This is a genomic window from Pasteurella sp. WM03, from assembly GCF_004570945.1.
Lineage (GTDB): Bacteria > Pseudomonadota > Gammaproteobacteria > Enterobacterales > Pasteurellaceae > Rodentibacter.
The window spans coordinates 141,155-158,717 of record NZ_SPPO01000003.1 but is presented as its reverse complement, the minus strand read 5'-3'; the positions used below and the strand labels follow the sequence as shown (position 1 = coordinate 158,717).

17 protein-coding genes are annotated in these 17,563 nt (G+C 39.3%); 9 read left to right on the top strand and 8 right to left on the bottom strand.

Annotated features, from left to right (window positions below):
• The first annotated feature begins 4 nt into the window (after positions 1-4).
• The 3 genes from E4T92_RS04685 to E4T92_RS04675 are packed head-to-tail and all read left to right on the top strand — an operon-like array spanning position 5 to position 2,097.
• Positions 5-238: a hypothetical protein gene (locus E4T92_RS04685; protein ID WP_135093638.1), complete on the top strand. Its 234-nt coding sequence runs from the start codon at positions 5-7 to the stop codon at positions 236-238.
• The gene (locus E4T92_RS04680) at positions 238-819 is read left to right on the top strand and encodes a thymidine kinase (protein ID WP_135093637.1); all 582 of its coding nucleotides are present in this window, start codon (positions 238-240) and stop codon (positions 817-819) included. The genes E4T92_RS04685 and E4T92_RS04680 overlap by 1 nt, the downstream gene beginning before the upstream one ends.
• 57 nt (positions 820-876) lie before the next feature.
• Positions 877-2,097 carry an aromatic amino acid transport family protein gene (locus E4T92_RS04675; RefSeq protein WP_135093636.1) on the top strand — a complete coding sequence of 407 codons (1,221 nt, stop codon included), beginning with the start codon at positions 877-879 and terminating at the stop codon, positions 2,095-2,097.
• A 130-nt stretch (positions 2,098-2,227) separates the two neighbouring features.
• On the opposite strand, the gene E4T92_RS04670 is transcribed toward E4T92_RS04675, so the two are convergent.
• Positions 2,228-3,391, bottom strand: coding sequence for a 3-phenylpropionate MFS transporter (locus E4T92_RS04670; RefSeq protein ID WP_135093635.1), 1,164 nt, complete (start codon positions 3,389-3,391; stop codon positions 2,228-2,230).
• Positions 3,391-4,206 carry a pyrroline-5-carboxylate reductase gene (gene proC / locus E4T92_RS04665; RefSeq protein WP_135093708.1) on the bottom strand — a complete coding sequence of 272 codons (816 nt, stop codon included), beginning with the start codon at positions 4,204-4,206 and terminating at the stop codon, positions 3,391-3,393. The genes E4T92_RS04670 and proC overlap by 1 nt, the downstream gene beginning before the upstream one ends.
• Before the next feature lie 67 nt (positions 4,207-4,273).
• Here proC and rdgC point away from each other — a divergent pair, with 67 nt between their 5' ends.
• From rdgC to E4T92_RS04650, 3 genes are all read left to right on the top strand, one after another.
• Positions 4,274-5,182, top strand: a complete 909-nt coding sequence (gene rdgC / locus E4T92_RS04660) for a recombination-associated protein RdgC (protein ID WP_135093634.1) — start codon at positions 4,274-4,276, stop codon at positions 5,180-5,182.
• An 81-nt stretch (positions 5,183-5,263) separates the two neighbouring features.
• Positions 5,264-6,334, top strand: coding sequence for an MFS transporter (locus tag E4T92_RS04655; protein ID WP_135093633.1), 1,071 nt, complete (start codon positions 5,264-5,266; stop codon positions 6,332-6,334).
• 5 nt (positions 6,335-6,339) lie between these two features.
• On the top strand, positions 6,340-6,816 hold the full coding sequence (locus E4T92_RS04650; protein ID WP_077542518.1) for a hypothetical protein: 477 nt from the start codon (positions 6,340-6,342) through the stop codon (positions 6,814-6,816).
• A 173-nt stretch (positions 6,817-6,989) separates the two neighbouring features.
• Here E4T92_RS04650 and E4T92_RS04645 read toward each other — a convergent pair whose 3' ends face one another.
• Positions 6,990-7,694 carry a 7-cyano-7-deazaguanine/7-aminomethyl-7-deazaguanine transporter gene (locus E4T92_RS04645; protein WP_135093632.1) on the bottom strand — a complete coding sequence of 235 codons (705 nt, stop codon included), beginning with the start codon at positions 7,692-7,694 and terminating at the stop codon, positions 6,990-6,992.
• A gap of 250 nt (positions 7,695-7,944) precedes the next feature.
• Here E4T92_RS04645 and gorA point away from each other — a divergent pair, with 250 nt between their 5' ends.
• Entirely contained in the window at positions 7,945-9,318 is a 1,374-nt protein-coding gene (gene gorA / locus E4T92_RS04640) for a glutathione-disulfide reductase (RefSeq protein ID WP_135093631.1), read from the top strand.
• A gap of 215 nt (positions 9,319-9,533) precedes the next feature.
• On the opposite strand, the gene E4T92_RS04635 is transcribed toward gorA, so the two are convergent.
• The 4 genes from E4T92_RS04635 to malQ are packed head-to-tail and all read right to left on the bottom strand — an operon-like array spanning position 9,534 to position 15,785.
• Entirely contained in the window at positions 9,534-11,198 is a 1,665-nt protein-coding gene (locus E4T92_RS04635) for a PTS transporter subunit IIBC (RefSeq protein WP_135093630.1), read from the bottom strand.
• A 10-nt stretch (positions 11,199-11,208) separates the two neighbouring features.
• Positions 11,209-12,000: an endonuclease/exonuclease/phosphatase family protein gene (locus E4T92_RS04630; protein ID WP_135093629.1), complete on the bottom strand. Its 792-nt coding sequence runs from the start codon at positions 11,998-12,000 to the stop codon at positions 11,209-11,211.
• Between the two features lie 10 nt (positions 12,001-12,010).
• Positions 12,011-14,278: a glycogen/starch/alpha-glucan family phosphorylase gene (gene glgP, locus E4T92_RS04625; RefSeq protein WP_228063552.1), complete on the bottom strand. Its 2,268-nt coding sequence runs from the start codon at positions 14,276-14,278 to the stop codon at positions 12,011-12,013.
• Positions 14,271-15,785: a 4-alpha-glucanotransferase gene (gene malQ / locus E4T92_RS04620; protein ID WP_135093628.1), complete on the bottom strand. Its 1,515-nt coding sequence runs from the start codon at positions 15,783-15,785 to the stop codon at positions 14,271-14,273. The genes glgP and malQ overlap by 8 nt, the downstream gene beginning before the upstream one ends.
• 196 nt (positions 15,786-15,981) lie before the next feature.
• Here malQ and E4T92_RS04615 point away from each other — a divergent pair, with 196 nt between their 5' ends.
• The gene (locus tag E4T92_RS04615; protein ID WP_135093627.1) at positions 15,982-16,692 is read left to right on the top strand and encodes a UTRA domain-containing protein; all 711 of its coding nucleotides are present in this window, start codon (positions 15,982-15,984) and stop codon (positions 16,690-16,692) included.
• A gap of 131 nt (positions 16,693-16,823) precedes the next feature.
• Positions 16,824-17,141, top strand: a complete 318-nt coding sequence (gene metJ, locus E4T92_RS04610) for a met regulon transcriptional regulator MetJ (protein ID WP_077542511.1) — start codon at positions 16,824-16,826, stop codon at positions 17,139-17,141.
• Here metJ and cueR read toward each other — a convergent pair.
• Complete coding sequence (cueR, locus tag E4T92_RS04605) at positions 17,138-17,530, bottom strand: Cu(I)-responsive transcriptional regulator (protein ID WP_135093626.1); 393 nt, start codon at positions 17,528-17,530, stop codon at positions 17,138-17,140. The genes metJ and cueR overlap by 4 nt on opposite strands.
• Between the last annotated feature and the right edge of the window lie 33 nt (positions 17,531-17,563).

Sequence of the window (17,563 nt, the reverse complement as noted above, 5' to 3'; positions counted from 1 at the left end):
TTGAATGAAAGAAATTAAATTTCGTGCAATGCGCGCGGCAGGAATGGGCTGCTTTATTGTGTTAATTGCTATTGGTGTATGGGTCTTCTCTTCTTCAAGTGATGAGATAGTAAATCTTCTCACTTTGGCAGGACAACAACTGGGTGGGGGGACGACTTATGGTGCATTTTTGCTTGCGGCATTGCCGCCTTTTGCCGGTTTTATCACTTATCACATTTGGAAATGGGTGCTTAAATAATGGCAAAATTGTACTTTTATTATTCCACCATGAATGCCGGAAAATCCACCACGCTATTACAATCTTCTTATAATTACCGTGAACGTAACATGAACACCCTTGTTTATACGGCTGCGATAGATGATCGCTTTGGCGTGGGAAAAGTTACTTCGCGTATCGGCATTTCTCAAGAGGCAAATTTGTTTAATGGCGATACCGATTTGTTTTATGAAATTAGTCAACATTTACAACAGGAAAAAATTCATTGTGTGCTGATTGATGAAGCTCAATTTCTCACCAAACAACAGGTCTATCAGTTGAGTGATGTGGTCGATAAGCTCAAAATCCCCGTACTGTGCTATGGATTACGCACCGATTTCCAAGCGGAGTTATTTGAAGGAAGCAAATATTTGTTGGCTTGGGCAGATCAATTGGAAGAATTAAAAACCATTTGTTATTGCGGGCGCAAAGCAAATTTTGTCCTTCGTCTCACTGAAAATGGTGAAGTCATCAAAGAGGGGGAGCAAATCCAAATTGGCGGAAACGACACCTACCTTTCCGTTTGTCGGTCTCATTACAAAGAAAAGTGCGGTCAAATTTAACTGAGATTTTTTCATATCATTTTCAAACACAACAACTAGAAATATAAGGTTAATATTATGCTAAAAAATAAAACTTTCGGGAGTGCCTTAATTATTGCTGGGACAACCATAGGTGCAGGAATGCTTGCTATGCCATTAACCTCAGCCGGAATGGGATTTGGTTATACGGTTCTGTTATTAGCCGGACTTTGGATTTTGCTCGTTTATAGCGGTTTATTATTTGTTGAAGTGTATCAAACTGCAGATCAACTTGATGACGGTGTTGCCACTCTAGCAGAGAAATACTTTGGTGTACCGGGGCGTATTTTAGCAACATTAAGCCTATTAATTTTACTTTATGCGCTCTCTGCAGCGTATATTACCGGCGGTGGTTCTTTGCTTTCCGGTTTACCTACCGCATTTGGTATGGACGCGATGTCGCCTAACATTGCAATCATTATTTTCACTCTAGTATTGGGTTCTTTTGTGGTGATAGGAACAAAAGGCGTAGATGGTATTACCCGTTTATTGTTTATCGGTAAATTAATTGCTTTCGCTTTCGTATTGTTTATGATGCTGCCTAAAGTGGCAACAGATAACTTGATGGCACTGCCACTTAATTATGCTTTTGTGATCTCTGCCGCACCGATTTTTTTCACCTCTTTTGGCTTTCACGTAATTATGGCAAGTATAAACAGCTATTTAGGAGGGAACGTTACTCAATTCCGCAAAGCCATTCTTATTGGTACAGCAATACCGCTTATTGCCTATTTAGTATGGCAGCTGGCAACGCATGGCGTGTTAAGCCAAAGCGAATTTGTTCGTATTTTGCAGGCAGATCCCACCTTAAATGGTTTAGTCAATGCTGTACGTGAAATTACAGGATCAAATGTAATGGGTGAGGTGGTGCGTATTTTTTCAGCCCTTGCTTTGATTACCTCCTTTCTTGGCGTAATGCTTGGGGTATTTGAAGGTCTAGGCGATTTATTTAAGCGCTATCGTTTGCCTCATAACCGAATTTCACTCACCTTTGCCGCATTTGTCCCCCCTCTCGTATTTGCCCTCTTCTACCCTGAAGGCTTTATCACGGCATTAAGCTATGCCGGATTGCTGTGTGCCTTTTACTGCTTAATTTTACCGATTGGCTTAGCATGGCGTACGCGCCAAAAAAATCCTCATTTACCTTATCGTGTTCTTGGCGGAAATATAGCGCTAGTTCTTTCTTTAGTCATTGGTATCGTGATTATGGTGATTCCATTTCTCATTCAAGCCGGTTATTTACCAACCGTTGCCGGTTAAAGTGCGGTCGGTTTTTATTTGGTTTAGTTTAGTCCTTTGGTGTCCACAACCTATTTTTAGTCGCCGTTTTTTCTGATTGATTAAATGGAATACAGGGAGAGTGATGTTTTTTCACTCTCCTTTCATATAATCAATTAGCTTTCACCAAAAAGGCATCCAATTTGCGTGGAATGATGAAAAATGATGTCGCGGCAATAGCACTCATCAGTAAGAACGTTATTGTTGGTGAAATAGGGTAAATGAGACCTGAAATTGCGGTGAAAAGGGCGATAAGCGCGCCATTTGATAAGCCGTTATACAGACCTTGCAATTTTGCAATATGGTTTTGTGGTTGCGTGGTGATGTAGCGTACAATCGCATAATGGCAAGCGGCATAGGTGAGGCTATGTGCCAGTTGGAGCGGTAAAATTTGCCAGAAGGTGTTTGCGTAAGCCAAACCGGCCCAACGTAAAGTTGCCACGAATCCAGACAAAAAGAAAACTCTGCTCACCGACCAACTTTGGAATAAACGGCGTGAAAAGAAGAATAATAAAATTTCAGCTAATACACCAACGCCCCAAAGTAAACTGGTTTGTGGCACTGAAAGACCGATATTTGTCCAATAGATCGTGCTGTAAACATAATAAGCTGCGTGAGAGCCTTGGATTAGCCCTACGGCAAGCATAATGCGTAATGTAATTGGTTTTTTTAATAACGCTAAAAAACTGATTTGGCTTGATACACCTTCTTCTAAAGGTTCATCTTTCGGGGGAATGCTTGGGGTGAATAATTGAATTAAGGCATAAAATAATAAAAGTGCGGTTAAAATCCAGACGATATTTTGTTCGCCCAACCAACCAATCATTCCGCCAAATACCACGACGCCTAAAATGAAGGCGATAGAACCAATCAACCTCACTTTGCCATAGTCCAAGCCGATTTGGCGTTGCCATGTGGAAGCCAGCGAATCGCCAATGGGCATACCGGCAGAATTGACCATAGCAAAAAGTCCAATTGCAAAAAACAGCAACCAAAAATTATCGGAAACTAAGCTCATGGTCGCCATAATCAGGGCGGAACATAACGCCAATAATCGCAGGGAATTGATAATGTGATCGGCTTTTTTGATTAATGAGGAAAAAAATAATCCGCCAATAAAACGGAAAATATAGGCACTGCCAATGACAAGCCCGATCATTTCTTCGCTGTATTGTTGTGATTTCAACCAAGCGGGAAAGAAGGGCAAAAAGACGCCATAAGCGCAGTAGTAGCCAAGAAAGCTCAGGGAGAGCCAGTAAAAGGGACGAATTTGCATTAGAATAAGGTTTCCATTTCTTGTGAGCGTGCCACACAGGCTTGCATGGCTTCTTCTACAGTTTGATTAAATTGCCGCTTATTAAATACATCTAATGCGGCGGCTGTTGTTCCACCCTTTGAGGTGACATTTTCTCTTAACGTGGCAAGCGTAATGTGTGGGTTTTCCACCACCATTTTAGCCGCACCAAGCATAGATTGTTGCACCAGTTGGCGGGCGGTGTGGGTATCTATATTCATTTCAATCAATGATTGTTGCATCGCTTCTAACATTAAAAAGAAATATGCCGGACTACTACCGGATGCGGCGGTTACGGCGTGCATTTGATTTTCCTCTGTCACCCATAGCGTTTTACCCACCGCATTTAACAAAGATTGGGCAAAAGTGCGGTCGGTTTCTGCTGTATTTTCAGGGGCAAATAATCCTGATATTCCTTCCCCCACCAATGCCGGTGTGTTTGGCATTACCCGCACAATGGATTTTGCACTGGGAATCAGGGCTTGCAAACGGGCAGTGGAAATACCCGCGGCAATAGAAATGAATAATTTATCGGAAAAATCCACCGCACTTAATGGCGCACAGACTTCCGCCATCATTTGCGGTTTCACGGCAAGTAAAACAACTTCCGCACGAGTGACGCTTTCCACATTATTTTCTGCTGTTTGTACACCTAGTTTGGCGAAATATGCCCGTTTTTCTTCATTGGGGTCATTGATAATAATTTGTGCTGCCGGATAACCTTGTTTTAATAAACCCAGCACGATAGCTTGTGCCATATTGCCGCCGCCAATAAAGGCGATTAATTTCTGTTGCATCATTTTTTCCTGTCAGTTTATGGGCTACAATGACGCCTATTTTACCTGATTATGAAGGACGTGTACGATGTGGTTTAAAAATTTAATGAGTTATAGGCTTACCAAACCTTTGGATTGGGAACGTAATCAGCTTCAAACACAGCTTGAAACCTGTCAATTTCATCCTTGTGGGGCTCAAGATCAAAGTAAATTTGGCTGGGGTTATCCGTTGCGGGGCTCGGATTTATTCTACTTTTCCGTGGGCAATCACATTTTATTAGTGGCAAAAAAGGAAGAAAAAATCCTGCCGGCAAACGTGGTAAAACGTGAGTTGGATGAACGTATCGAAAGTTTGGAACAGAAAGAAAACCGCAAATTGAAAAAAGTAGAAAAACAAACCTTAAAAGATGATGTGGTGATGAACCTGTTGCCAAGAGCTTTCAGTAAAAATCAACATACCGCTTTATGGATTGATACGGAAAATCAGCTGATTCATGTGGATGCGGCATCAAGCAAGCGGGCAGAAGACGTTCTAGCTTTATTACGAAAATCTTTGGGTTCTTTACCTGTCGTACCTTTGGCTTTCGCCAATGACCCCAGCACGGTGATGACAGATTGGATCACTCAAGATAGTTTACCGCATTGGCTGATTGCTCTTGAAGAAGCAGAGTTGCGGGGCAGCCAAGAAGACAGTGTGATTCGCTGTAAAAAACAACCCCTTGAAAACGATGAGATTCTAGCGCTTTTACAAGAGGGCAAAAAAGTGGTGAGTAAATTAGCCTTGGAATGGGAAGAGACCCTTACTTTTGTCCTTAATGAGGATTGTACCCTTAAACGCTTAAAATTTGCTGATACGGTACGTGAGAAAAATGACGATATATTAAAAGAAGATTTCGCCCAACGATTTGATGCGGATTTTGTCTTGATGACAGGTATTCTTAGCAAACTCACTGAAAATTTATTAGATGAATTTGGTGGGGAAAAATCAAGATTGTAATGAGAAAGTGCGGTTAAATTTGATGGGTTTTTAATATCACTTTGGTGATCTTTTGATAGTTAGATTCGGAAAGAATGAAATATGAATATTCAAAATGTCATTTTATGGCGACGTTTCTTTTCTGGTGTGGCATACACGGCAATGCAGAGCGTCTTTTTTATTTATTTACAGAACAATAAAGGATTTGAAACCTCACAAATTGCCACAGCATTTTCACTGTTGGTATTTGCAAGCCAAGCTTTTTCTCTCTTTGCCGGGGTATGGGGTGACCAGTTTGGGCGCTCAAAAATGATGCTGATGGGGTGCTTGATGGATGCAGTTGCTTACATTTTGTTGATCACCACCGATTATTATCCGTTTTTGTTATTAGCCACATTCTTTTTTGGTCTTGGTAGTACATTATTTGGCACTAATGCTCGAGCCTTGTTGCTTTCTACTGCGGCTGATAATTATCAGGATAAAGCCAAAGCGCAGGGGAAGTTTTTGCGGATTCAAGGCCTCGCATCAATGTTTGCCCCGTTGCTTGCCCTCCCATTCTTACATTTTCAATTACCTGAAATGTTGATTTGGTTGAGCTGTGCGATTGAAGTGTCGATGTTGATCTTTATGCTGGTCGCCGTTAGAGAAACGCCTTGTAAAGTGAGAAGTACCCCCTTTAGGTTTTATAACATTAAGCAAGTATTAAGTAAGCGGTTTGTGTTTGCACATTTACTTCTTTTTATTCCGTTGGCAATGGGGACTTCTTTTTATATTATTTTCCCCTATATTTTCAGTAACTTATTAGATAGTCCTGAATCTATTCCGGTTGCCTTCTTTGTTAATAATTTAATTGCCGTGTTATTTCAGTCCCGTTTTACACGTAAATTGGATTTTGGCGTAGTAAAACTTACTTATATTGCGCCATTATTAGTGATTACATTGATCGTGCCATGGTTTTATGTCATTGATTTTCTCTCCTTTATGACCGCTTATCTTTATTTGATTATCTTTGCTTTTGTGAGCCTATTTGCGAATACTGCGATGGCGAATATGTTGGTGAAATTGGATAAGGGGGTCAATCAAGGCTTGATGTTTGGGACATCTAAGTTGATTTTGGCAGGAACGACAGCACTTGTGATGAATATTATTCCTCTTGTCTTTTTGATTTGGTAAGCAAAATGAAATTACGTCATGTGTTCTTTTCTCTATTATTATCACTCACTGTCAGTGCGATAGCCATTACACCGGCATTGTACGATATGCGAAATCGTGAGGCAGAACAGATTGAACTCGCCGAATTGTACTCACAACTTGTGATTGCCCTTGAAAACGAAAATTACCTTGAGCTTGATAAGTTATTAGCAGATGGTTTTGTGCTGACAGTGATTCGAGATGCAAAGCGAAATCGTTTTACCAAGGCAGATTGGCTGAATAATTTAAAAGACGGGGTGTTGTATTATGATATGTTGAAAGCCGTCAAAGTGTTACCTATCGGTAAAGATAGGCTGACCGCTACCTATGATTTGAAAGCCTCATTTTTAGGGGAAAGTGTAGAAGCGATGCGTTTAAAGATGTATTTTCGAACCAAAATGAATGAAGGACGACTTCAAATCACTCGTATGTGGATTAATTGGGATAAAAACCAAGGACAGTGATTGACTGAACATAAAGTGCGGTCAATATTTAATGGTTTTTTGGCACTATGTGGCTGCGGCACAAACTTGCTTTCTGGGTTTATTTGTAGTGCTATATGCAGTATATCCTCTACAAAAATCAAATTATTCCAATAGGTTAAAATTCGGACACACTCAGTGTGTCCCTATAAATATCAAACCGATTTTTGGTTACTTAATGTTTGGAGTTTACGCAAAATCACATTCAATACCACGCCATAAGCAGGGATGAATAGCAAAATACCAATAAACAATTTGAATAAATAATCGACAAAGCCAAGTTGTGCCCAGTGTTCAGCCATAAAAGAATCGGCACTTTGGTAGAATGCCACACTGAAAAATACGAAGGTATCTGCCATGGAGCCCAAGGTCATTGAACAGCTTGGGGCTATCCACCAAGTTTTAAGTTGCCGTAATCGGTTGAATACTGTGACATCTAATAATTGCCCTACCACATAAGCTAAAAAACTCGCCAATGCAATGCGGAAAACAAACATATCAAAGCCATTTAATGCTCCGATACCTTGATATTGAGAATCAGAGAACAGCACAGAAATGACATAACTGATAATAAGAGCCGGGATCATCACAATAAAAATAATCCAACGGGCTTCTTTTGCACCAAACACACGTACCGTTAAGTCTGTGGCAAGAAAAATGAAAGGAAAAGTGAGTGTTCCCCAAGTGCTATGGAAGGAAAAATCCTGTGCGGCACCAAGTGCGGTTAATTTTAGGGAAATTTCAAAGGGGATTTGTACTAAATAATTGCTTGCCGCAATGATCAAAATATGGAAAAAACTTAACCAAATGAGGGCGGTACGCTTTTGTTGTGTATTAAAAATAGGATAATTAATATTCATGTTTTACCTTTTTAAATCAATAGAAATCGGGGTGAGGGAACCCGAGTTGAAAATAGGGGTTGGATCATACGCAGATTTATTAGGATTGCAAGAAAAGATAAAGTAGGATAAATCTTAGTTGGCCAGATACAGGTAAAAATGATTACACTTTACTTCTATATAGGCATTCTCAATCATACTAATTTATAGCTTTCTTGGTGAATTTTCGGCAGAATGCGGAAAGTTTCTATATTTAAAAAAGGGTAAAACAATGACTAAACATTATGACTATATTGCCATTGGTGGGGGTAGTGGGGGCATTGCTTCAATTAATCGGGCCGCAAGTTATGGTAAAAAATGTGCGATTATTGAGGCAAAATATTTAGGTGGGACTTGCGTGAATGTAGGCTGTGTGCCGAAAAAGGTGATGTTTTATGGCGCTCAAATTGCGGAGGCGATTCATCACTATGCACCCGACTATGGTTTTGATGTGGATGTGAAAAAGTTTGATTTTGAAAAACTTATTGAGAGTCGTCAGGCCTACATTAGCCGTATTCATACTTCTTATAACAATGTACTTGCTAAAAATAGCGTTGATGTGATTAAGGGATTCGGTAAGTTTATTGATGCTCATACCATTGAGATCACTTTTGCTGATGGCTCAACTGAACAGGTGACTGCAGATCATATTCTAATTGCGACAGGAGGAAGACCGTTTCGTCCTTATTCTGTGAAAGGACAAGAATACGGCATTGATTCTGATGGTTTCTTTGAATTAACTGAATTACCTAAACGTGTCGCGATTATTGGTGCAGGGTATATCGCAGTGGAACTTGCCGGTGTGCTAAATAGCCTTGGTTCTGAAACACACTTGGTTGTACGCCGCCATGCACCAATGCGAAATCAAGATCCATTAATTGTTGAGACCTTACTTGAAGTATTGGAACAAGACGGTATTTTGTTGCACAAACATACGACCATTCAAGAAATCATTAAGAATGAGGATGGTTCTCTCACGGCGAAATTTGACCATGAACGTAGTATTACTGTGGATTGCGTGATTTGGGCGGCAGGTCGTGAGCCGGCTACCGATAAGATTGGCTTAGCGCGTGCGGGTGTGGAAACCAATGAACGTGGTTATATTAAGGTAGATAAGTACCAAAATACCAATGTGAAAGGGGTTTATGCGGTAGGTGATATTATTGAAGGCGGTATTGAATTAACACCGGTTGCTGTTGCAGCAGGTCGACGTTTGTCTGAGCGTCTATTCAATAGTAAACCTAACGAGCATTTAGACTACAATCTCGTTCCAACGGTAGTATTTAGTCACCCTCCTATTGGCACAATTGGTCTGACTGAACCGCAGGCTATTGAGCAATATGGCGAAGAAAACGTGAAAGTGTATAAATCGTCCTTTACTGCAATGTACACCGCAGTCACTCAGCATCGCCAACCTTGCCGAATGAAGTTAGTTTGTGTTGGCAAAGATGAGAAAATTGTCGGCTTGCATGGAATCGGTTTCGGAGTGGATGAAATGATTCAAGGTTTTGCGGTTGCAATTAAAATGGGCGCAACAAAAGCTGATTTTGATAACACCGTAGCGATTCACCCAACGGGTTCAGAAGAATTTGTGACAATGCGCTAATGCTTGGTTGATTTTAGGAAGAAAAAAGTGCGGTCAATTTTGACCGCACTTTTTCAATATTATGTCGCACTTGCACAATATACCCCATATTGAATACGCAGTAGGGACACTATGCCGGTTAATCTTTTAAATAAGGACGCTAGCGTGGCGTCCCTACAATGATATGACTTCTATTTTATGTGTTCGCTATTATAAATATAATACCGGAACTTCATTTAAACTTTTGGAATTTCAGCACCGGAGGCAAGCAGATCTTGAATATCGGATTTAAGCACATCAGCTTTCGGTCCGTAGATAGCTTGAATTCCGGTACCTTTGATAATAACCCCCATTGCACCGGCTTGTTTCCAACCTGACTCATCACCGACCAAATCTGCGTTATGTACAGAAATACGTAAGCGCGTCATACAAGCATCAACATTGGCAATATTATTGCGTCCACCAAGTAAATTCACAATTTGGACAACCTGTGCACTTGCGTTGGCGACTTTAGGTTCACCGGAAGTGTTTTCGTCGGCACTTTTCGCATCATAGTTACCATTGCGCCCTGCGGTTGCTAGGTTGAATTTTTTAATCATAAAATTCGCAATGAGGAACATTCCTACAGCAAAGAGAATGGAAACCCAAATAAAGTTGATGACATCCATACCGATACCAGCTTTAATCGCCATTGGGGTACGGGTTAAAAACTCAATATTACCGAATGAATGCATCCGTAAATTCACAATATCCGCCATGGCAAATGCGGCACCTTGAACCAAAGCATACACGATATAAAGCGGCATGGCGGCGAACATAAACATATATTCAATCGGTTCGGTTACGCCTGTTAGGAATACGGCAAGAGCAGAGGAAAGGAAAATCCCTTTATAGAGTTTTTTCTTATCCGCATCGACATTCACATACATAGCAAGGGTGATCCCCATTAAGATACCACTTGAACCAATCATTTGCCCCACTTTGAAACGAGCCGGCGTTACATTTGAAAGTAAATCATTATATTGTGCTAGATTTCCCGCGTCTTTTAAATTAATTAAGTCGGAGATCCAAGCCAACCATAATGGGTCTTGCCCAAAGACTTGTGCACCCTTTTGAGCCCCGGTTAAGAACTCATAGGTTCCCCCTAATGATGTGTAATTCATCGGGATAGTCAGCATATGATGTAAGCCAAAAGGTAATAAAAGACGCTCTAATGTACCGTAGATAAAAGGGGCAAGGATTGGCGCACTATTTTGTGAACTTGCAATCCATTGACCGAAATGATTGATCCCCGTCTGTACTAAAGGCCAGAACAAGGCAAGGATTAATGCGACCAGTACAGAGCGATAAATGACGACAAAAGGGACAAAGCGTTTACCATTAAAGAAGGTGAGAACCTCAGGTAATTTGCGGAAATTGTAGTAGCGATTGAAGGTCGTTGCACCGACAAAACCTGCGATGATCCCGACGAATACGCCCATATTTAATGCCGGCTGCCCAAGTATATTGACAAAGTAATTTGCTACCGGAATGTCACCGGCAAATAATGTACTGACATGAGCATTAGGATCCGACAACATTTCAATTTTTACACCGAAAAAATGACCGGTGATTAAGTTAATCAAAATAAAGGCTAAACCTGCGGCAAATGCACCGCCTGCCCGTTCATTTGCCCAGCTTCCTCCAATGGCTAAAGCAAATAAAAGATGGAGGTTACCGATAATTCCCCAGCCAATTTGGGCAATAATGTTACCAATGCGTGCGACCCATTCCGCATCGCTAAGTAAAGGTAACGAGTTGCCAATACTGACCATTAATCCGGCAGCGGGCATGACGGCGATGACCACCATCAGGCACTTGCCAAATTTTTGCCAAAATTCAAAACTTAGCAATTTTTTCATTTGTTTTCTCCTACAATATGACATCCACTTCCAAGCCAAAATGGTCAGAAACCACAGGTTTATTTTTGCCGTTAAAAATCACTTGGCTTGATAATACCCTTTTGGCTTGATTTAAAAAAATATAATCCAAACGCTTTTCTTCGCTATGACTGCGCCAGCCATCAATGGCTTTTTCTACCGTAATACCCGAATCCTTTTGCTCGGCAAGTTCGTAAGTATCAAGTAAACCTAATGATTTGATTTGCTGATAGGTTTGTGGATTGCTGATTGCATCAGTATTGAAATCCCCCATGAGGATTTTTAAATTTCCACTCTGACTACGTTTAACGATATTTTGAATATTATCGAGTTGATTTTCGCCTTCGCAGTCAGGCAAATTAATATGACAGGAATAACAATCAATAAGCTGATTTTGGTATTCCACAGTTAATCCTAGTATTTTACGTGAGAGAATGGAATCAAGTCGCTGATGCCGACTACAATAAAAAGGATCGACTTCATAAACCGGCAGGCGGGTTAAAAATGCGATACCTTCATCATATTTGTCATAGCCAATATGTGAATTGCTCCAAAATAATGAATATTTTTGCTCAACTTGCTGGTTAATTTGGCGTAATAATATTACGCCATAATTATCCTGCTTTAAGGTTGGGGCTATAGGCATTGCTGCTATAAGTTGATTGACTTCTTGCAGTGCAACGATGTCGTACCCCTTTTCCACTATCGTTTGAGCAAGAATGGCAATTTTTTCTGCTTGGTTATCTTCTAACCAAGCGTGTACGTTTAGGGTAAGTAGTTTCATTGCCCCTCCTTTAACCCTCACAGTGCCAAATATCCTTGTTATATTGAGCAATCGTTCGGTCTGAGGAAAAGAAGCCCGCTTTGGCGATATTTTGAATGACTTTTTTATTCCAACTGTCTTGATTTTCGTAATCCGCTAAAATTTGCTCTTTAGCTTTTACATAAGCATTAAAGTCAATTAAGGTCATAAACCAGTCTTTATTCAAGAGTTCATGGTAAAGACGTTCTAAACGCTCCGCATTACCAAGTTTTACCAATATCGGATTAACGATGAAGTCTACCGCACGTTTAATCTGCTCGTCACTGTCATAGTAATCTTTTGAAACGTAGCCTGCCGTTTCATAAAGTTTAATAATACTTTGTGAATCTTTACCAAAAGTATAAATATTTTCAGACCCCGCAAGCTCCGCTATCTCAACATTTGCGCCATCCATCGTACCGAGCGTTAATGCGCCATTGAGCATAAATTTCATATTCCCTGTGCCTGAGGCTTCTTTTGAAGCGAGGGAAATTTGCTCGGAAATATCGGTTGCCGGAATTAATTTTTCCGCCACGCTGACATTATAATTTTCCACCAAATAAACGTTTAAGTATTTATTGACTTCCGGATCATTATTAATGAGTTCGGATAAACATAAAATTAAATGAATAATATCTTGCGCAATGATATAAGCAGGGGCTGCTTTTCCACCAAAAATAACGGTGATTTTACGTTGAGGCAATTTACCTGCTTTGATCTCAAGGTATTTATGAATCACATAAAGTGCATTCATTTGTTGACGTTTATATTCATGGAAACGCTTAATTTGCGTATCAATAATTGAATTTTCATCTAACTCAATGCCTTTATTTTCTTTAAGATAGGTTTTTAAGGCTAATTTGTTCTTAAACTTAATTTCCGCCAGTTTTTGATGAACCTGTTTATCATCGGCAAAAGCAAGCAGTTTTTCTAACTGTGTGGCATCTTGCAGATAGTTATCACCAATTAACTGTTTAAGGTAAGCAGCAAGTTCTTGGTTGGAGAATTCTAACCAACGGCGGAAAGTAATCCCATTTGTTTTATTATTAAATTTCTCTGGATAAATCGCATAAAATGCTTTGAGTTCCGAATTTTTTAAAATCTCGGTATGTAATGCTGCCACACCGTTTACCGAATTTGAAAAATGGATGTCCATATGTGCCATATGCACACGGTTGTATTCATCAATAATTTGTACCGCGGGATCTTGATATTCGCTACGTACTAATTCATCTAATTTTTTGATAATCACAACCAAGTGAGGGACAACTTCTTCTAAATAATCAAGCGGCCATTTTTCTAAGGCTTCGGCAAGAATGGTATGGTTGGTATAACCCACCATATTACGCACAATATTGACTGATTCCGTAAATTCCAAATGATGTTTTTCGGTGAGTAAGCGAATGAGCTCCGGAATGACCATTGAAGGGTGGGTATCATTAATTTGTACATAAGCATAATCTGCTAAATCGTGTAAATGACTACCACGCTCAATCGCTTCATCAATTAATAATTGTGCCGCATTGGAGACCATAAAATATTGTTGATAAATACGTAGTAATTCCCCGTTTTTATCAGAATCATCCGGATAAAGAAATAGGGTTAAGTTTTCTTCAATATTGGTTTTGTCGAATTCAATGCCATTTTTAATTAAGTGATAATTCACTGATTTGATATCAAATAAGTTGAGATAGTTTTTAGTCGATTTTTGATAACCTAAAATATCAATACGATCTAATTTTGATGTTAACGTAAAGGCTTTAAATGGCACTTCGTAACTAATCTTTGTCGGGACTAACCAAGAATTGTTTTCGATCCAATAATTGGGTTCTGTTTTTTGTTCATTGTGTTTAAAGACCTGTTTAAACAGACCGCAATGATAATTTAATCCTACCCCTTCTGCATTTAAGCCAAGAGTTGACATTGAATCAATAAAACAAGAGGCTAAACGGCCTAAGCCGCCATTTCCTAAAGAAGGTTCAGGCTCAATATCTTCGATATGGCTTAATGATTTTCCTACACGAGCTAATTCATCTTTAATTTCTTGGTAGATGCCAAGATTAATAAGATTATTAGATAATAATTTACCAATCAAAAATTCAGCCGAAATATAATAAACCTTACGTTTACCGGTATTTTTGGGTTTATCCGCAGAAATTGTTTTTATATAGTTTAATAATTGTACATAAACATCTTGATCATTTAATTCTTCAAGTGTTTTGTTGGTTGTGGTTTGCACAAAAGTACTAAATTTAATCATTATTTTTTTCCTTATTCGCTCTTTGATAAAGTGCGGTTATTTTTGTTAAGAAATCTTTTTTATCTTGCGTGAGATCGGTTTTTTGCATTCTCCATTGCCAGTTTCCACCAATGGTAGAAGGGATATTCATTCTTGAACAGGTTGGCAAATCTAAAATATCTTGCATAGTGGCAATCGCTGTATTACTGACCGTTGCAAATAGTTGACGAATCACTGCCTGACAAACAGATTCATCAGTGCCACGATGTGTATAGTCATTGATATATTGTTGTTGCTCTGGTGTTAAATTGTTATACCAACCATTAATGACATCATTATCGTGCGTCCCTGTGTAAGCAATACAATGAGGAATGCAATGATGAGGGCTATCAAAACTGGCTCCCGTGGTATCTTCAAAACCAAATTGTAAAATTTTCATACCGGGATAACCGCAATCAGCTAACAGTTTTTTCGCTTTATCATCAATATTGCCCAGATCTTCAGCGATAATCGGTAAGTCGCCTAATTGTTGTTTTACGGCTTCAAATAGCTCATAGCCCGGACCAGGTTGCCAGCTTCCAAACTTCGCAATTTCCGCTTTTCCATCAACTTGCCAGTAATCAGAAAACCCTTTGAAATGGTCAATACGAAGCACGTCGTAAATTTTGAAGCTTTCCTTTATACGGTAAATCCACCAAGCATAGCCTTGTTTTTTATGCTCGTTCCAATCATAAAGTGGGTTACCCCAAAGTTGTCCCGTAGCACTGAATTGATCAGCTGGAACACCTGCTACAAATACAGGGTTACGTTCGGCATCTAATTGGAAGAGTTCCGGTTTTGTCCAGACTTCCACACTATCTGCGGAAACATAAATCGGCATATCTCCAATAATTTTGATGCCTTTTTGATTGGCATAATCTTTCAAGGCTTGCCACTGTTGAAAGAAAAAATATTGTGTAACTTTAAAATATTGAATTTGCTGTGCCAGCATTGTGCGATATTTTTCCAAGCTTTCCGGTTCTCGTGCGATAGCTTGTTTATCTTCCCATTCCTGTAAGGCGTGATTACCAAAATGCTCTTTAATTGCCATAAACTCGGCATAATCAGCTAACCAAGTGCGGTTATTTTTTTCAAAGTTTTCAAATTCAGGTTGTAACTTATCATTTGCAACGAAATTTTTTACCGCAATTTCTAAAATCGGGCGTCTGGCATAAAAAATACGCTCATAATCAACCTGTGTTGGATCATCCCCAAAATTGACCGAAAGATAATCAGTTTCTTGCAAAAGCCCCATTTTTTCTAACAATTCAAAATCAATTAAATGAGTATTACCGGCAATGGCAGAAAAAGATTGGTAAGGTGAATCGCCATAGCTTGTGGTTGTGAGCGGAAGGATTTGCCAATAGGTTTGCTTGGTTTCAACCAAAAAATCTACAAAGTCATAAGCGGATTGTCCAAAACTACCGATACCAAATGAGTTTGGGAGTGAGGTGATGTGCATTAAAACACCGCTAGAACGAGTGAGCATAATATATCCCCTAGGAGTAAACGTTGTCGTCAATTTTAACGAAAATCAGACTTGATGCAATATCTTTTACGTAAAAGTTTTATCATTAACGTAAAAATATGATTTTAATCAATGTTTGTACGTATAACTTGGTTTTTTTATGTTATCCTATGAAGAAAAGGGAATGGAATCAAAGATTAGATAGACGGAGTAGAATATGAGCAAATATAAGAAAGTTTATCACGATATAAAAGCGAATATTAGCAATGGTACGTTAGCGGCAAAGCAAGAATTGCCGAGTGAAAGTGAACTAATGCAACATTATGGTTTTTCAAAAGATACTATCCGAAAAGCCCTTTCCCTACTGGAAATAAACGGTTACATTCAAAAGCAACAAGGTAGAAACTCCATTGTTTTAGAACGTCATTTACCAAAACCACAAATACTTTCTGAAATTAAAACCGTTGGGGAATTAAACCCTTCTTCGTCACATCAGGTCAAAACCACATTAAGCAGTTTATATATCGTACAGGGTGAAGAAGAATTAATGAAAATCTTTAACGTCAATGATCAAATTGACTTTTATCGTATCGCTCGAACACGTGAAATTGATGGAGAGCGTGTGGAATATGAGGTTTCCTATTTTGATCGGCGTATTGTGCCTTTTATTAATCGTGATATTGCAGAACAATCAATTTATCAATATTTAGAAAATGAGTTAGGTTTAAACATCAGTCACTCACAACGGGAAATTGTATTCCGTTATGCCGATGAAGAAGAGGAAAATGCACTAGATCTTGGTGAATACAATATGGTTGTGAGTGTTACCAGCACGACTTATTTAGCTGATGGTCGCCCATTTCAGTATGGTTGTATTAGTTATCGCCCTGATAAAATCACCTTCGCTTCGACGGCGACACGGAGATAAAACATTTATCAATTACAATTAACTTTGATGTTGAAAAGTGCGGTCGTTTAGCCGTCTAGATTGTTATTTACTCGTTTTTTCTTTAGAATATCCTCGCTTATTGGGTTTTTAATTATGATAAAAGGTGCGTTATGGCAGATTGGGATGGCAAATATATCAGCCCTTATGCGGAACACGGCAAGAAAAGTGAGCAGGTGAAAAAGATCACAGTGTCAATTCCTATTAAAGTATTGGAAATTTTGACTAATGAACGTACCCGTCGCCAATTAAAAAGTTTACGCCATGCGACCAATAGTGAGTTGCTTTGTGAGGCTTTTCTTCATGCCTTTACCGGTCAGCCTCTGCCAACCGATGCTGATTTACTTAAAGAGCGCCATGATGAAATTCCGGAAGAAGCAAAAGAAATTATGCGTCAATTGGGCATTGATCCGGAAAGTTGGGATTATTAATTTTTCTCTTTTAAGCCGTCCAAAATGGAACATTCGGGACAATCATTCCCCTGACAAGCATCATACCAATGTTGTAACTCTTCAACCATTTCTTCTAATTGAGTAATTTGTTGTCTTAATGCTGCAATGTGCTGTGCGGTTAGGGCTTTCACCTCACGGCTACAACGTGTCGGGTTATCTTGAAGGGCGAGTAATTGTGCAATTTGTTGTAAAGAAAAACCCACATCCCGTGAATGACGGATAAAATGTAACTTATCAATATCTTTTTCTTCATAATGGCGATAACCGGAAACATTGCGCAGCGCCGGTTTAATTAAGCCCAATTTTTCATAATCTCGAATTTGTTTTGTGCTGAGCCCACTTAATTTTGCCGCTTTGCTAATATTCACTAAAAAATACCTTGACCTTCACCTTTAGTTAAG